The 15,406-nt window shown below is 56.6% G+C and carries 15 protein-coding genes; 7 read left to right on the forward strand and 8 right to left on the reverse strand.

Translation table 11 applies throughout. The features are described from left to right. Positions 1–102: 102 nt before the first annotated feature. The 3 genes from BLP79_RS10595 to ade form a co-directional block, all read right to left on the reverse strand. Positions 103–396 carry an HU family DNA-binding protein gene (locus tag BLP79_RS10595; protein WP_090218814.1) on the reverse strand — a complete coding sequence of 98 codons (294 nt, stop codon included), beginning with the start codon at positions 394–396 and terminating at the stop codon, positions 103–105. A gap of 142 nt (positions 397–538) precedes the next feature. After that, a complete protein-coding gene (locus BLP79_RS10600) occupies positions 539–2,005 on the reverse strand; it encodes an AMP nucleosidase (RefSeq protein WP_090218815.1) in 1,467 nt (488 codons plus the stop codon). Beyond that, positions 2,002–3,804, reverse strand: a complete 1,803-nt coding sequence (gene ade / locus BLP79_RS10605) for an adenine deaminase (RefSeq protein WP_090218817.1) — start codon at positions 3,802–3,804, stop codon at positions 2,002–2,004. Before ade ends, BLP79_RS10600 begins: the two co-directional genes overlap by 4 nt. A gap of 122 nt (positions 3,805–3,926) precedes the next feature. Between ade and BLP79_RS10610 the strand changes: the two genes are divergently transcribed. Beyond that, on the forward strand, positions 3,927–4,322 hold the full coding sequence (locus BLP79_RS10610; protein WP_090218819.1) for a DUF2306 domain-containing protein: 396 nt from the start codon (positions 3,927–3,929) through the stop codon (positions 4,320–4,322). An 8-nt stretch (positions 4,323–4,330) separates the two neighbouring features. Here BLP79_RS10610 and BLP79_RS10615 read toward each other — a convergent pair whose 3' ends face one another. Then, positions 4,331–5,272: a GlxA family transcriptional regulator gene (locus tag BLP79_RS10615; protein ID WP_090218821.1), complete on the reverse strand. Its 942-nt coding sequence runs from the start codon at positions 5,270–5,272 to the stop codon at positions 4,331–4,333. Between the two features lie 80 nt (positions 5,273–5,352). Between BLP79_RS10615 and BLP79_RS10620 the strand changes: the two genes are divergently transcribed. The 6 genes from BLP79_RS10620 to BLP79_RS10645 all read left to right on the forward strand — a co-directional run bounded on the left by BLP79_RS10620 (position 5,353) and on the right by BLP79_RS10645 (position 11,167). After that, a complete protein-coding gene (locus BLP79_RS10620) occupies positions 5,353–6,516 on the forward strand; it encodes an acyl-CoA dehydrogenase family protein (RefSeq protein ID WP_090218823.1) in 1,164 nt (387 codons plus the stop codon). Positions 6,517–6,518: 2 nt separating this feature from the next. Next, a complete protein-coding gene (locus BLP79_RS10625) occupies positions 6,519–6,830 on the forward strand; it encodes an Rdx family protein (protein WP_090218825.1) in 312 nt (103 codons plus the stop codon). 6 nt (positions 6,831–6,836) lie between these two features. Next, a complete protein-coding gene (locus BLP79_RS10630; protein WP_090218826.1) occupies positions 6,837–8,867 on the forward strand; it encodes an acetate--CoA ligase family protein in 2,031 nt (676 codons plus the stop codon). Between the two features lie 3 nt (positions 8,868–8,870). Further along, on the forward strand, positions 8,871–9,656 hold the full coding sequence (locus BLP79_RS10635) for a carnitinyl-CoA dehydratase (protein ID WP_090218828.1): 786 nt from the start codon (positions 8,871–8,873) through the stop codon (positions 9,654–9,656). 309 nt (positions 9,657–9,965) lie between these two features. Beyond that, positions 9,966–10,829, forward strand: a complete 864-nt coding sequence (locus BLP79_RS10640; RefSeq protein ID WP_090218830.1) for an SDR family oxidoreductase — start codon at positions 9,966–9,968, stop codon at positions 10,827–10,829. A gap of 8 nt (positions 10,830–10,837) precedes the next feature. Continuing rightward, positions 10,838–11,167, forward strand: coding sequence for a hypothetical protein (locus BLP79_RS10645; protein ID WP_090218831.1), 330 nt, complete (start codon positions 10,838–10,840; stop codon positions 11,165–11,167). A gap of 7 nt (positions 11,168–11,174) precedes the next feature. Here BLP79_RS10645 and dxs read toward each other — a convergent pair whose 3' ends face one another. From dxs to BLP79_RS10665, 4 genes are read right to left on the reverse strand one after another with little or no spacing between them, the layout of a single operon-like run. Then, on the reverse strand, positions 11,175–13,103 hold the full coding sequence (gene dxs / locus BLP79_RS10650) for a 1-deoxy-D-xylulose-5-phosphate synthase (protein WP_090218833.1): 1,929 nt from the start codon (positions 13,101–13,103) through the stop codon (positions 11,175–11,177). 43 nt (positions 13,104–13,146) lie between these two features. Further along, positions 13,147–14,010 carry a polyprenyl synthetase family protein gene (locus BLP79_RS10655; protein ID WP_090218834.1) on the reverse strand — a complete coding sequence of 288 codons (864 nt, stop codon included), beginning with the start codon at positions 14,008–14,010 and terminating at the stop codon, positions 13,147–13,149. Between the two features lie 3 nt (positions 14,011–14,013). After that, complete coding sequence (locus tag BLP79_RS10660; RefSeq protein ID WP_090218835.1) at positions 14,014–14,256, reverse strand: exodeoxyribonuclease VII small subunit; 243 nt, start codon at positions 14,254–14,256, stop codon at positions 14,014–14,016. After that, positions 14,253–15,179 (reverse strand): histone deacetylase family protein, encoded by a 927-nt coding sequence (locus tag BLP79_RS10665; RefSeq protein WP_090218837.1) that lies wholly within the window; start codon positions 15,177–15,179, stop codon positions 14,253–14,255. The genes BLP79_RS10660 and BLP79_RS10665 overlap by 4 nt, the downstream gene beginning before the upstream one ends. Between the last annotated feature and the right edge of the window lie 227 nt (positions 15,180–15,406).

Below are 15,406 nucleotides of genomic sequence, written 5' to 3' on the forward strand. Positions count from 1 at the left end.
CGACCTCAAGTTACCTTGAGGGCAAGTGAAAAAAGAGGGAGACCAAAAAGAAAGGGCCGCTACAAGAGCGACCCTTTTGAAAGCGTGTGCTGAAGCTGAGAATTAGGCGTCTTCGTTGACGCTGTCTTTCAGAGCTTTTGCGATGGTCATTTTCACGACCTTGTCCGCTTCTTTCATGAATTTCTCGCCCGTGGCGGGATTGCGCACTTCGCGCTCGGGGCGTTCACGGCAGTAGATTTTTCCAATGCCAGGCAAGGTGACGGCACCGCCGCCTGATACTTCGCGGGTGATCAAGCCACAGATCGCGTCCAGCGCGGCACCTGCGATTTTCTTGTCACTGTCCATCTCTTCTGCCAATGCGGCGACCAGCTGAGTTTTGGTCATTGGTTTGGACATTTTTGTCTCTCCTTAGAATTGCCCGATGTCTTGGGCCTCATGGCGCAACATTAGCGGTATGTTGTGGTTTAACACAACGAGCTGTTGCACAAAACCTGCTCGATTTCGGCAATTTTCCCTTAAAATAAGCTGTTTTTCGCTGTCAGAGAAAGGCGGTTTCGTCAAAGGATCGTAACTTGCGGCTGTGAAGGCGCTCCAAAGGCATGCCACGCAGGCCTTCCATGGCTTTGATCCCGATTTGCAAATGTCGTGCGACCTGCGTGCGGTAGAAATCAGATGCCATGCCGGGGAGCTTTAATTCACCGTGCAGGGGTTTGTCTGACACACACAGTAGCGTGCCATAAGGGACGCGGAACCGGTAGCCATTTGCGGCGATTGTTGCGCTTTCCATATCAAGGGCCACAGCACGCGACTGGCTGAGGCGTTTGACGGGGCCGGATTGGTCGCGCAGCTCCCAGTTGCGGTTGTCAATTGTTGCCACGGTGCCAGTGCGCATGATGCGTTTCAGATCATAGCCTTTCAGGGCCGTGACATCGGCCACGGCCTCTTCCAAGGCGACCTGAATTTCGGCAAGCGCAGGAATGGGTGTCCAGACGGGCAGATCATCATCCAAAACGTGATCTTCGCGCAGGTAGGCATGGGCCAGTACAAAATCACCCAGCGCCTGTGTGTTGCGCAGGCCTGCGCAGTGTCCAACCATCAGCCAGGCATGAGGCCGCAGAACCGCGATATGGTCGGTTGCGGTTTTGGCATTGGACGGCCCGACACCGATATTGACCAATGTGATGCCATTTCCGTCGTCCCGTTTGAGGTGGTAGGTGGGCATCTGCGGCATTTTGGAGGTTTCGGGGATCTCGCCATCGGTGGTTGTGATCTCGTGGTTGCCGGTGCTCACAAAGGCGGTGTAACCCGACGCCGGATCTGCCAGTTGTTCGCGGGCGTAGGCTTCAAATTCCGAGACATAGAACTGGTAGTTGGTGAACAGAACGTGGTTTTGAAAATGTTCAGGATCTGTGGCGGTGTAATGGGCCAAGCGGGCCAGCGAATAATCCACGCGCTGGGCCGTAAACAGTGCCAGTGGGCCGGTGTCGCCCGTGGAGACGTCATGGGTTCCGTTCACGATGTCATCATTGGTGGTGGACAGGTCCGGTACATCAAAGACATCGCGCAGCACAAAACCTGCGGTGCCTTCTTGGGGAACTGTGACGTCTTCGCGCCCGACGACAGCAAAATGGACTGGAATAGGCGTGGCTGAGACGCCGATTTCCACGGGCTGGCCATGGTTGCGGATCAAAAGACGAATTTGCTGGATCAGATAATGGCGAAACAGATCTGGCCGGGTGACAGTGCTGGCATAGGTGCCGGGGGCGGACACGTGGCCAAAGCTGAGACGGCTATCGACGGGCGTGTAAGAGGTGATTTTCAGCCGGATTTCGGGATAAAAGGCACGGTAATGCACCGTATCAGAGACACCGTTTTCAACAGCTTCTGAAAATGCATGCGTGAGAAAATCAGTGGCCTGATCATACAGCTCTTGCAGACGGTCTACGGCAGCTGTTGCATCCATAAAGCTTTCGGATGCGGGAGGATTGGGTGTTTTAAGTGTCATTCGGAAGCCTCAATTACATTTATTTTTTTGAAAGTACGCACATCAATCAGGCCAAGATCTGAAATCCGCAATTCCGGGATCACCACCAGCGCCAGCAAAGAGTGCTGCATATAGGCATTGTTCAGGTCGCAGCCGCAGGCCCGCATGGCGGCGCCCAAGGCTTCGGCCTTGGCGGCGACCTCAGTTGCGGGGCTGTCGGACATCAGCCCAGCGATGGGCAGTTCGACAAGGGCCTGTTCGGCCCCGTCTTTGAACAGGGTGACACCGCCGCCCACGTCGCCAAGGCGATTGGCCGCCAGCGCCATCTGTTCATGGTCTGTACCAACGACGATCATATGGTGACTGTCATGCGCCACGGTGGAAGCCATGGCCATTTTGCCTTGATAACCAAAGCCTGAAACAAAGGCGTTGGTGACGCCGCCTGTGCCGCGATGGCGTTCGACAAGCGCGATCTGGCAGATGTCTTGTGTTGGTTCAACAAGGCCGTCTTTCACTGCAAGATCTGCCTGCAGGGCTTTGGTTGGGGCCTGATTTTCCACCACGCCAATCACATTGGCGGTAACGGATGTGGCTCCGTCTGGCGCGCTGATTTCAAAGTTTTTCGCGTTCAAGGTATGGCCCAGATGCACTGTGCCACGCGCATGTTCGGGCCAGTCAAGGTGGGGGCAGTCAACTTTGATCTCTCCGTCCTCTGCGATGATTTTACCGCGTCCGATGACCATTTCGATGGGTAATGTGGTTAGATCTGAGGTCAGAATAATATCAGCCCGTCGTCCGGGGGTGAGAGATCCGAGGTCGCGCTCTAGCCCGAAATGGGTTGCGGTGTTGATCGTTGCCATTTGTAGCGCGATCAGCGGATCACATCCGCAGGCGATGGCGTGGCGCACCACGCGGTTCATGTGTCCGTCGTTCACCAACGTGCCCGAATGGCAATCATCGGTGCACAGGATAAAGTTGCGTGGATCAAGCCCTTTTTCAGTGATCGCTGTGATCTGGCTTTCCACGTCATACCATGCAGACCCGAGCCGCATCATAGAGCGCATGCCTTGGCGGACCCGCGCGATGGCGTCTGCTTCGCAGGTGCCTTCGTGATCATCCGCGGGGCCGCCGGCCACATAAGCGGCAAAGTCAGGGCCTAAATCAGGGGACGCATAATGCCCGCCCACTGTTTTACCCGCGCGTTGGGTGGCGGCGATTTCCGCGAGCATCTTTGGATCAGCATTGGCCACACCGGGAAAGTTCATCATTTCACCCAGACCAATAATTCCGGGCCATGACATGGCTTCAGCCACATCTTCGGGGGTGATTTCAAAACCGGTTGTTTCCAACCCCGGCGCGGAGGGGGCACAGGATGGCATCTGGGTGAAGATATTGACCGGTTGCATGAGGGCTTCGTCGTGCATCAATCGCACGCCTTCCAGCCCAAGCACATTGGCGATTTCATGGGGGTCGGTGAACATGGTTGTGGTGCCATGAGGGATCACGGCACGGGCGAATTCGGCGGGGGTCAACATGCCGGATTCGATGTGCATATGTCCATCACAGAGGCCGGGGATCATATAGCGGCCTTTGGCCTCGATGATTTTGGTTTCGGGTCCAATGCAGGCACTGGCGTCGGGTCCAACATAGGCGATGCGGCCCGATTTTATTGCGATGTCGTGGTGATCCAGAACCTCACGCGTGTGCACATTCACCCATATGCCACCACGCACAACCGTATCCGCAGGCGCGCGACCGGCGGCAACATTGATCAATTGGGGGGCGACGTCGGGCCAACTTGGGAAAGCAATCTCTGACATGGTTTATCAAACACTGTTTGCGCCCACATGCGCAAGAGCCACAATGGTGATTTCATGGGAACTTCATATGGATTGGGCGGATTCTAAGCGCTAAGCAGTTTATAGAATTTATTGAAAGTCGTATGATGCACCCTTTGTTTGATGCTGCTGCCCCCATTCCTTTGCATGCATTGGCCGCCATGGCTGCAACCCTTTTGGGCGCTGTTCAGCTGTTGCTGCCCAAGGGAGGTTTTTTGCACATCGTCATGGGGCGGCTCTGGGTCGCTGGGATGGCCGTGGTCGCCGTCAGCTCGTTTTTCATATTGGAAATCCGCCTTTTGGGACCGTTTAGCCCTATCCACGGATTGTCGCTCTTTACGCTTGTGGTGCTGGCCTATGCGGTGCACGCGGCGCGACGGGGGCGGATTGCAGCGCATAGGAAAGCAATGATACGGCTTTATTGCTTGTCTCTGTTGCTGGCGGGAGCCTTTACACTATTGCCCGGACGGATCATGCATCAGGTGGTGTTTGGCGTTTGAACTGGTTTTCAACGGCCTTTGCGCAGGGCGCGCGGGGTTGTGTGGTAGGCCAGACGAAAAGCACGGGTAAAGGCGCTTGCGTTTTCATACCCCGAACGCAGGGCGATCTCAGCGATGGAGAGGTCTTGGGTCATGAGGAGCCTATGGGCCTGTGACAATCGTAAATGCCGGTATAGCGTTCGCGGAGGGATGCCGAGTTCGGTCTTAATGCGGCGTTCCAGCTCTTTTTGGCTGAGGCCAAGGCGCTGTGACAAGACCGATAAGGGTAAGGGTGTTTCAAGATTGCGTTGCATCAGCTCTATCACACGGCTGGTGTTGGTACTGTAGATCCGCGCGGCACTTTCGGGCCCTGTCTGTTCGGCCCCCATAAAGAGGGCGGAGACATCCAGCCGCAAGGCCTGCCCATGTGTTTGCCCGATGAGATCCAGCATCAGTTCAAAGGCAGCCAATGCGCCTGAGCAGGTAATACGGTTTCGGTCCAAAACCTTGCGGTGGCGCTGGGCGGACACCTTTGGGAAGGTTTCAGAGAACCGTTCAAATTCATCAAAATGAAGGGTGGCGCGATAGCCATCAAGCAAACCAGCACCCGCCAAAAGCCAGGCCCCTGTATCAAGACCGGCAAGGCAGGTGTAGCGGCGTTCAGCCGCTCTGAGTGCGCGATGTGTTCCTGAGGTGCTCAGATCTGCAAACCCGTAGCTTGGCATTACAAAGAGCGTGTCGCCTGCGGCCTCTGACAGTGGGCCCTGGGCGTGAATTTCCATATCAGAGGATGAACAGACCGAAGCGCCAGTTAGGGTGAGAACACGCCATTTATAAAGGGTCTGCTGTGCCAGCTTGTTGGCGGCGCGCATAGGTTCCACGACATTGGCAAGGCATTGTAGCGAGAACGCGTCAAACAGCAGGATGTCCATTTGCTGCGCGGCGGCACTTTGTTTTTTCCAAATAGGCATGATTTCGTCTTTTTGAGCACAGTTTGAATTGTGGCGCTGCGTATCGTGATGTTCAAGGGTGAATCTTGGGGAGCTGATTCATGCATTTTGCTATGACCGACGAGCAATCAATGATTGTCGAAACCACACGTGCGTTTGTGGAGCGTGAATTATATCCGCACGAAGCCTTAGTGGAGCGCACTGGGCATTTGCCCCGCGAGATTATCCAAGAGGTGAAAGCGAAGGCCATTGAAGCGGGGCTTTATGCAGCGAATATGCCCGAAGAAGTTGGGGGCGCTGGGCTCGATACGTTGACGTGGCTGATGTATGAAAAGGAACTGGGGCGCGCAAATTATGCGCTGCATTGGACCTGTGTCGCGCGGCCCTGCAACATCTTGCTTGCGGGCACGGATGAGCAGAAAGAGAAATATCTTTATCCCTGTATGGCAGGAGAGAAATGGGATTGCCTTGCTATGACCGAGCCGGGGGCAGGGTCAGATCTGCGCGGTATGGCTGCAACGGCCCGGCAAGAGGGCAGCGATTGGATTTTGAATGGCACCAAGCATTTTATCAGCCATGCAGATATTGCGGATTTCGCCATCGTCTTTATGGCCACGGGTGTTGAAGAGACGGCGCGCGGCCCGAAAAAGAAGATCACGGCGTTTTTTGTAGATAAAGGCGCGCCAGGGTTTACGGTTCGGGATGGGTATCAGAATGTATCGCACCGCGGCTATACCAATCAGGTATTGGAATTTGATGAGTGCCGCCTGCCGTCTTCGGCGGTGCTGGGTGAGGTTGATAAGGGATTTGAGGTTGCCAACACATGGCTGGGGGCAACGCGCCTGCAGGTTGCGGCCACCTGTTTAGGGCGCGCTGAACGTGCGTTCCAACATGCGGTTGAATATGCAGCAGAGCGACAGCAATTCGGCCAGAAGATTGGCAAGTTTCAAGGCGTTTCTTTCAAACTGGCGGATATGGCGCTTGAACTGAAGGCGGCGCATCTCCTCACGTGGGAAGCGGGATGGAAATTTGATCAGGGCACAGTGACTGAGGCGGATATGTCCATGGCCAAGTTGAAAGCGACCGAGATGCTGGCGATGGTCGCGGATGAGGCCATCCAAATTCACGGCGGTATGGGCTTGATGGATGAGTTGCCGCTTGAACGCATCTGGCGTGATGCGCGGGTGGAGCGGATCTGGGAGGGGACAAGCGAGATTCAGCGGCATATCATCAGTCGTGAACTTCTTAGACCCCACGGAGGATAGTTATGACCAAGCCGACCCAGAAACCTGTTGTTACCATCACTTATTGCATTGGCTGCAATTGGCTGTTGCGCGCAGGTTGGATGGCGCAAGAGCTGTTGTCGACTTTTAAGGAGCAATTAGGGGGTGTGACGCTTGTTCCCGGTGAGACGGGCGGTATTTTTGAAATACATCTTGATACCACATTGATCTGGGAGCGAAAACGCGACGGTGGCTTTCCGGATGTGAAAGACCTAAAGACGCGGGTCCGTGACAAGATCAACCCGAACCAAGACCTTGGCCACCTAGATCGGGTGGAGCAGGCCAGCCCCGAATAGGATCACATGCAGGCTCTGAACAGGCTTTTTTGCCCCAAATCTATTGCAGTCATCGGAGGAGGGACATGGTGCGCCTCTGTGATTGAACAATGCCGTGCTATGGGATTTCAAGGCGAAATCTGGCCCGTGCATCCCAGCGCAGAGCAGGTTGCAGGGCTGCGTGCGTTTCGCAGTGTCACTGACTTGCCAGATGCGCCAGATGCTGCATTTGTGGGGGTTAATCGCACGGCAACGCTTGATATCGTTGCAGGTCTTGCAGCGTGCGGCGCTGGGGGCGCTGTGTGTTTTGCATCGGGATTCTTAGAGGCTGAGGCAGAAGATGACACGGTTCGCAGCCTGAACGCACAGCTGTTGGAGGCGGCGGGAGACATGCCGTTTTTGGGCCCGAACTGCTATGGGTTTATCAATTATCTTGATGGCGCTTTGCTGTGGCCGGATCAGCATGGTGGTGTGCGGGTTGACCATGGCGTCGCAATTGTCACGCAAAGTTCCAACATCGCGCTGAACCTAACAATGCAGCAGCGCGGTGTGCCGCTGGCCTATGTTGTCACCGCTGGCAATCAGGCGCAGACAGGCATTGCTGAGATTGCAACAGCGCTTTTGGAGGATCCGCGTGTTACAGCGCTGGGCTTGCATATTGAAGGCTTTGGAGATCTTCGCGCGTTTGAAGCCCTTGCTGCACGGGCGCGGGACTTGGGCAAACGTATCGTTGCTTTGAAAGTAGGCCGTTCCCATGCAGCGAAGGCTGCAACCCTGTCGCATACTGCTTCGCTGGCCGGGGGGGATGCCGGGGCCGCAGCATTTTTGACCCGGCTTGGCATTGCGCGTCTGCCGGATTTACCGAGCTTTCTGGAGACGCTAAAGCTTTTGCACATCACCGGGGCTTTGCCGTCAGGGCAGATCAGATGCATGAGCTGTTCAGGAGGGGAGGCCAGTCTGGTTGCAGATGCAGCGCTTGGTCTGGATCTCACCTTTCCTGCGCTTTCAGCAGATCAGGCCACCGCGCTTGGAGCGGTGCTTGGACAGGCTGTGACCGTGGCGAATCCGCTTGATTATCATACGTCAATCTGGCGCAATGAAGCTGCGATGACGCAGTGTTTTGCGACGATGATGGCGCCAGATGCCGCGATAACGCTGCTTGTGTTAGATGTGCCGCGCCCGGATCGCTGTGACCCCGAGGATTGGCACATCACACTGGCCGCTTTGAAAGCAGCCAAAGAAACAGTGCCGGGGGCGCATGTGGGGGTCATTTCGACATTACCAGAACTGATGGTCGAAGATGTCGCACAAGATTTGATAGCAGCTGGAATCGTACCCTTTGCGGGGATTGAGGTCGCTTTGACAGCCTGTGAGGCAGCCAGCGTTATCTTGCGAGATATACCTGATCCGGTGTTATTGCCGACGCCCCAAGTGGGCGCGGATCTGGTGCCTGAAGCAGATGCCAAGGCGCGGCTTGCTGCCTTTGGCCTGCGGGTGCCTTTGGCACGGCGTGCGCTCTCGCCTGGTGCGGCGCGGGCGGTTGCGGCAGATATCGGCTTTCCTGTGGTTCTAAAGGGAGAAGGTATTGCGCATAAAACCGAAGCAGGGGCGGTGGTGCTGAATCTGCAAGAGGGGCTTTCGGTGCGTGAGGCAGCTGATGCAATGCCCTCCAGCCGCTATCTGGTGGAGGAAATGATCACAGGTGTGGCGGCTGAGTTGTTGATTGGTGTTGTCAAAGACCCGGCCCATGGATTTGTGCTTACACTGGCGGCAGGGGGGACGTTGACCGAGCTGTGGCAGGATCAGGCGTCTTTGTTGTTGCCCGTGGCTGATGATATGATTGAACAGGCGTTGTCGTCTTTGCGTATCGCACCGCTGTTGGAGGGGTATCGCGGCGCGCCTGCAGCAGATCGCGGCGCGATCCTACGTGCGATCCGCTCTGTTGAGGCCTATGTGCTGGCCGAAGCAGAGGGGCTGGCCGAGATCGAAATCAACCCATTGCTGTGTACCGCAACGGATGCGGTGGCTGCTGATGCGCTGTTGCGCAGAAAGGATTAGTTCATGACGGAGGCTGCGATACGAACCCGACGTGATGGTGTAATTTTAGAGGTTACTTTGGATCGCCCCAAAGCGAATGCCATTGATCTTGCGACCAGTCGTGAGATGGGGCGCGTGTTTCAGACGTTTCGCGATGATCCGGACCTGCGCGTGGCGATTTTGACAGGGGGTGGCGAAAAGTTCTTTTGCCCCGGGTGGGATTTAAAGGCGGCAGCAGCGGGTGATGCTGTGGATGGCGATTACGGCGTTGGGGGCTTTGGCGGTCTGCAAGAGTTGCGAGACTTGAACAAACCGGTGATTGCAGCGGTGAACGGAATCGCATGCGGTGGCGGGTTGGAATTGGCGCTGAGCGCAGATCTGATACTTGCGGCGGATCACGCGCGTTTTGCATTGCCTGAAATTCGATCCGGTACGGTTGCGGATGCGGCCAGTGTGAAGCTTCCCAAGCGTATTCCATACCATATCGCGATGGAACTGTTGCTGACAGGGCGTTGGTTTGATGCAGAGGAGGCGCAAAGATGGGGGCTTGTGAATGAGATTGTTGCGGGGGATCAGTTGATGGACCGGGCTTGGGAGCTTGCACGACATCTTGCTGCTGGTCCGCCCTTGGTGTACGCGGCAATCAAAGAAATTGTGCGCGAAGCTGAAAATGCGAAGTTTCAAGATGCGATGAATCGCATCACCAAACGCCAGCTTGCCACGGTTGATGTGCTCTATGAGAGCGAAGATCAACAAGAAGGCGCGCGCGCTTTTGCTGAAAAACGCGATCCCGTCTGGAAGGGATATTAAGTTTCGGGGGTGCTCCCGCCTGTTCTAGGTCATCTGTGATGACCTTCACAGTTGGGCGTGGCGCCGTGCCTGTGGCACGGCGCGGTTGGTGGCAAGTACATTGGCTGCGCCTAGACGAGACTGCGCCGCGCAGCGGCGCTTGGCCCAACGGGGGAGGGATCTGTCATTTGACAGTCCCGAGACGGGCGGGAGCCCGCCCTCTTTTCTCTGCAAAAAGGTTGTAGTCTTTTTGTGCGATCTTGGGTTTTGACCTTATTCTTTTGCCAGTTGGCTCTTGCATGGTGATGGCATGCTGCGCATTTAGAAGGGATGGAAAATACTCTTCTTTGTCTTGGATATGGTTATTCAGCCCAGGCTTTGGCGCGTCTTTTGGGGCCGAAAGGATGGCGTGTGATTGGGACCTCTCGCGATGGGCGCGCCTTGTCTGAGGGGGAGGTGATCCAATGGCCGGGACAAGAGATTTCTCTTGCGGGTGTGACACATGTCTTATGCTCTATCGCCCCCACTGCAGAGGGAGACGTCGTCTTGCCCGAATTGGGAGCCGCATTGCGTGCTGCGGACTTAAAGTGGGTTGGCTATCTGTCGACCACCGCAGTTTATGGCGATCACGCTGGGGCTTGGGTGACTGAGGAGACGCCCCCCACGCCAAGCGCGGGCCGTGGAGCATGGCGCGTGGCAGCAGAAGACGCTTGGCAGGCATTGGGTGCCCCAGTACACATTTTTCGTCTTGCTGGGATTTATGGCCCTGGGCGCGGCCCGTTTGCCAAGCTGATGTCGGGTAAGGCGCGGCGTATCATAAAGCCGGGGCAGGTTTTTTCGCGGATCCATGTTGACGATATCGCCCGAGTTCTTGACGCTTCAATCGAGCGCCCCAATCCGGGTGCTGTCTACAATGTCTGTGATGATGAACCGGCGCCGCCACAGGATGTTTTGGGCTATGCCGCGGAGCTGCTGGGACTGCCCATGCCAGCTGAGGTGCCATTTGATGAAGCTGCGATGAGCCCAATGGCACGCAGTTTTTATGGTGAAAACAAACGTGTGCGAAACGATCGGATCAAGGGGGAGCTGGGTGTTAAGCTGCTGTATCCTGACTATCGGGCTGGATTGAAGGCTGTGTTGGAGGCCGAAGATCTGGCAGGGTTTGTGCCGCCTGAGGATCCGCCAGGGGTTTGACATAGGCAATGCTATTTTTGTTCATTGTTTTGCAGTGGCGGACGTTGGGGCGGTTGCGGCGGCAACTTGAAGTCCGTTTCCCGGGGACCGTGCAAAAGATCTGGCGTAACATTCCGCTGTCCCGACGGATCGGAATCATTTTTTCACCTGCAGTGTTTATTGCGGTGTCAGAGCGGATGGCGCTGTTGGATCTCTTTGTTGCTCGGCCTGAACATATTCCGGCGTGGATGATGGGTGACGATGAGGTTGCTGCTCTTGTCTACCGTGTGAACCGTCATTGGTCAGCACGCGTGTACAAGGTTTACTTTGAACTCTCCGTTGGTTTTTTGCCGAGGTAACGGGCGTTTAAGCCCGCTTCTCACCAATCGATGCAACGCCCAGAACTTCAAGCACTTTGGCTTCGATCTGGGGCGCGTTCATCGCCGCGACCTCATACATATCGGCAGGGCTCGCCTGATCGATAAAGGTGTCGGGCAGCACCATGGAGCGGAATTTTAGACCGTGATCAAAGACGCCTTCGTCGGCCAACAATTGCGCGACGTGGGAGCCAAAGCCGCCAACCGCGCCCTCTTCGATGGTGATCAGCGCCTCGTGGTTGGCCGCCAGATCTAGGATCATGTCACGGTCCAGCGGTTTGGCAAAACGGGCGTCAGCGATGGTGGGCGTGATGCCTTTTGCGGCCAGTGCTTCGGCGGCGTTTTGCACTTCGGACAGGCGCGTGCCAAAGGATAAAATCGCAACGCGTGCGCCCTTGGTCACAATACGGCCTTTGCCGATTTCCAGCGCTTCGGGCACCTCTGGTAGATCAACCCCAACGCCTTCGCCACGGGGGTAGCGGAAGGCGATCGGACCTTCATTGTAGTCAGCAGCCGTTTTGGCCATATGGGCAAGCTCGGCCTCGTCGGCGGCGGCCATCACCACCATGCCGGGCAGGTTGGTCATAAAGCCGATGTCGAAACTGCCTGCATGGGTTGCACCATCTGCACCAACAAGTCCTGCGCGATCGATGGCAAATTTCACTGGCAGGCGTTGGATGGCAACATCATGCACAACCTGATCATAGCCGCGCTGCAAGAAGGTCGAATACATCGCGCAAAAGGGCTTCATCCCACCTGCCGCGAGCGCGGCAGCAAAGGTCACACCATGCTGTTCCGCGATGCCAACATCAAAGGTGCGCGAGGGGTAGCGTTCGGCCATCAGGTTGAGGCCGGTACCATCGGGCATCGCTGCGGTCACGGCGCAGATTTTATCATCCTTAGCAGCGAGATCCACCAAGGTTTTGCCAAACACGGATGTGTAAGAGGGCGCGTTTGAGGGCGCTTTTTTCTGTTTGCCGGTGACCATATCAAATTTGGCGGTGGCGTGACCTTTGTCATCTGCCGCTTCAGCCGGGGCGTAGCCTTTGCCCTTTTTGGTCAGGACATGGATCAGGACGGGGCCGGTGGCGCGCTCTTTCACCGTGCGCAGAACCGGCAAAAGCTGGTCCATGTCGTGGCCGTCGATAGGACCAAGATATGAAAACCCCAGCGCTTCAAACAGGGTGCCACCGACCGCCATGCCTTTCAGCATGTCCTTGGCGCGTTTGGCGCCTTCCCGGAAGGGGCTGGGCAGCAGGGAAACGGCCCCTTTGGCGGCGGCTTTCAGATCCTGAAAGGGCTGTTCAGCGTAAAGGCGCGACAGGTAAGAGGACAGCGCGCCAACAGGTGGCGCGATGGACATTTCGTTGTCGTTCAGGATCACAAACATGCGTTTGTTCAGATGGCCTGCGTTGTTCATCGCCTCAAAGGCCATGCCTGCCGACATGGAGCCATCGCCGATCACGGCAATCGCATCGCCGTTGCCTTCGGGGATGATACCACCCAGATCGCGCGCAACAGAAAACCCAAGGGCGGCGCTGATGGACGTTGACGAATGTGCCGCGCCAAAAGGATCATAGGGGCTTTCGGAGCGTTTGGTGAACCCGGACAACCCGTCTTTGGTGCGCAGCGTGCGAATACGGTCACGGCGTTCTGTCAGGATTTTATGGGGGTAGCACTGGTGCGACACGTCCCAGATCAGTTTGTCACGGGGGGTATCAAAGACAGCGTGCAGAGCTACCGTCAGCTCCACAACGCCAAGGCCTGCACCCAAGTGGCCGCCGGTTTCAGACACGGCTGAAATCGTTTCAGAGCGCAGTTCTTGCGCCACTTGTGTCAGTTGGGCGTCGCTTAGGTGTTTCAGATCTGCGGGGCGTGCAATCTGGTCCAACAGCGGGGTATGGGGCCGGTCTGACATGGGCGTTCCTTGTGGCGTGTCTGAGGGGCTGGGCCCTCAAGGTTTAGCTATCGCGCGAAATAACGAAGCGCGCTGCATCCTTCAAGCATTGCGCGTCATCGCCGTAGGGTTTCAGCGCGGCGCAGGCCTCTGTAACCAATTCAGCGGCACGGGCTTTGGCAGTATCCAGTCCCAGCAAAGAGACAAAAGTGGCTTTGCCCGCTGCGTCATCCTTGCGCAGGGCTTTGCCAACTTTTGCGGCGTCGCCTTCTATATCTAGGATGTCATCGGCGATTTGAAAGGCAAGTCCAAGCGCCGTGGCATAGCGGCGCAGAGGGGCCGGATCATCGCCAGCCAGAACTGCGCCTGCGATGGTGGACCATTCGATCAGGCAGCCGGTTTTGCGGCTTTGCAATTTTGTGATCTGTTCCAGTGTCAAAGGCGTTGTGGCGGTTTCAGCGGCGATGTCCAGCATCTGGCCTGAGACCATGCCGTCTTTGCCTGCGGATTGCGCAAGACCTTTGATGAGTGTCAGGGCATGGGGGCCATTTGCGGGATCAGCCAAAAGTTCAAAGGCAAAGCCCTGCAGGCTGTCGCCTGCCAGAACCGCCATCGCCTCATCCCACTTTTTGTGGACCGTGGGCTGGCCGCGGCGCAGATCATCGTCATCCATACAGGGCAGATCGTCATGCACCAGTGAATAAGCATGGACGCATTCAATCGCGAGGGCGGCATTCAACGCCGCCTGAGGTGCCACTCCGTGCAGGCGCGCGCTTTCCAAAACCAGAAAGCCGCGCAGCATTTTCCCACCGACAATGGCATAACGCATGGCTGCATGCAGAGCATCATCACCGGTAAGGCGCAGGTTGACCTGTTCGGTGATCTGGGACTGGGCCTGTGTCAGCGCATCCTTGAAGATGTCGGCCATGTTTTAGCCTGCGTCCAATGGCGCGGTGCCGCGCGCAGTTCCATTTGCATCCAGCGTGATTGCAGCCACTTTTTCCTCGGCGCGCTTCAGCTCATCTTCGCAGCGTTTCTTGAGCGCCGCGCCGCGTTCATAGAGTGCGATCGAAGCATCTAGCGCGACATCGCCCCGCTCCAGCTGATCGACTACGGTTTCCAGTTCACGCATTGCCAGTTCAAAGCTTAGGTCTTCGACGGGGGTCTCGCTCATGATCCTGCCTTTATCAATTCTTCCACATGCGCCTTGGTGGCGGCGGCCAGCGCGTTCAGATCATATCCGCCCTCCAAAGTCGAGACGATACGGCCAGAACAGATTTCACGCGCAAGTGTACAAAGCTCAGCGGTGAGCCAGCCGAAATCGCTCGTAGACCAATTCAAATTGGCGAGCGGGTCGTCTTGATGGGCGTCAAAACCGGCAGAGATGATGATCAGTTCGGGGTTAAATGCCTGAATGCGCGGGAAGGCCTGCGCCTGATAGGCTGCGCGCATTTCCGCCCCACCTGATTCTGGAGCTAAGGGGATGTTCATGATCTGACCGTGTGCGCCATCTTCTTCGGGTTTGCCTGATCCGGGCCAGAGCGGCATTTGCTGTGATGTAATCACCAAAGCGCGCGCTTCATCCCATAACAAATCCTGCGTGCCGTTGCCGTGGTGGACGTCAAAATCCACAACCGCAACGCGTTTCAGCCCGTGGTGTTCCAGCGCGTGCTTGGCGGCCAGTGCCGCATTGCCAAAGAAACAAAATCCCATCGCCGTGTCTGTCTCGGCGTGATGGCCGGGTGGCCGCACAGCCGCAAAGGCGTTTTGAACATCGCCGCCTAATACGAGATCGACCGCGCGGATTGCTGCCCCCGCTGCGCGGTAGGCTGCCGCAACCGAGCCGGGCGACAGGAATGTGTCGCCGTCAACCTGCGCAAAACCTGCCTGCGGGGCAGCTGCACGGATCCCGTCTACATAATCCTTGGGATGCAGGCGCAACAGATCATCTTCGGCCGCCATCGGGGCCGTAACCCGCTGTAGATCAAGACCTTCTAGAGCGTGGAGGACATGTTCCAGTCGCGCGACACGTTCAGGATGCCCGTCTGGCGTGACATGTTGCAGGCAATCTGCGTGGGTTATCAATGCTGTGGTCAAAACACCCTCCCGGAGCGAAAGCCCTTTGCGTTTGTGTGGCGCAGACTATGCCTCCCGCTCTTTCGCCTGCAAGCTCTTTTTGTGGGGGTGTTCGCGCGTGGAAAGGGAGGAATGTTTATGGAAAATACGTTTAGGTTGGTATCGCGCAAAGTGCTTCTGAAGGCGAGAAAGCTACGCCGTTCCTTATTTAGGTGCCGTGGCCAAGCCCAGCTTCGGCGTTGTCTTTC

It is taken from the genome of Epibacterium ulvae (genome assembly GCF_900102795.1).
Taxonomy (GTDB): Bacteria; Pseudomonadota; Alphaproteobacteria; order Rhodobacterales; family Rhodobacteraceae; genus Epibacterium; species Epibacterium ulvae.

Excerpts from the sequence above, each read along its gene's own strand:
- BLP79_RS10595 (WP_090218814.1), bottom strand. The coding sequence starts at position 396 with ATGTCCAAACCAATGACCAAAACTCAGCTGGTCGCCGCATTGGCAGAA.
- BLP79_RS10600 (WP_090218815.1), bottom strand. The coding sequence starts at position 2,005 with ATGACACTTAAAACACCCAATCCTCCCGCATCCGAAAGCTTTATGGAT.
- ade (WP_090218817.1), bottom strand. The coding sequence starts at position 3,804 with ATGTCAGAGATTGCTTTCCCAAGTTGGCCCGACGTCGCCCCCCAATTG.
- BLP79_RS10610 (WP_090218819.1), top strand. The coding sequence starts at position 3,927 with ATGATGCACCCTTTGTTTGATGCTGCTGCCCCCATTCCTTTGCATGCA.
- BLP79_RS10615 (WP_090218821.1), bottom strand. The coding sequence starts at position 5,272 with ATGCCTATTTGGAAAAAACAAAGTGCCGCCGCGCAGCAAATGGACATC.
- BLP79_RS10620 (WP_090218823.1), top strand. The coding sequence starts at position 5,353 with ATGCATTTTGCTATGACCGACGAGCAATCAATGATTGTCGAAACCACA.
- BLP79_RS10625 (WP_090218825.1), top strand. The coding sequence starts at position 6,519 with ATGACCAAGCCGACCCAGAAACCTGTTGTTACCATCACTTATTGCATT.
- BLP79_RS10630 (WP_090218826.1), top strand. The coding sequence starts at position 6,837 with ATGCAGGCTCTGAACAGGCTTTTTTGCCCCAAATCTATTGCAGTCATC.
- BLP79_RS10635 (WP_090218828.1), top strand. The coding sequence starts at position 8,871 with ATGACGGAGGCTGCGATACGAACCCGACGTGATGGTGTAATTTTAGAG.
- BLP79_RS10640 (WP_090218830.1), top strand. The coding sequence starts at position 9,966 with ATGGAAAATACTCTTCTTTGTCTTGGATATGGTTATTCAGCCCAGGCT.
- BLP79_RS10645 (WP_090218831.1), top strand. The coding sequence starts at position 10,838 with ATGCTATTTTTGTTCATTGTTTTGCAGTGGCGGACGTTGGGGCGGTTG.
- dxs (WP_090218833.1), bottom strand. The coding sequence starts at position 13,103 with ATGTCAGACCGGCCCCATACCCCGCTGTTGGACCAGATTGCACGCCCC.
- BLP79_RS10655 (WP_090218834.1), bottom strand. The coding sequence starts at position 14,010 with ATGGCCGACATCTTCAAGGATGCGCTGACACAGGCCCAGTCCCAGATC.
- BLP79_RS10660 (WP_090218835.1), bottom strand. The coding sequence starts at position 14,256 with ATGAGCGAGACCCCCGTCGAAGACCTAAGCTTTGAACTGGCAATGCGT.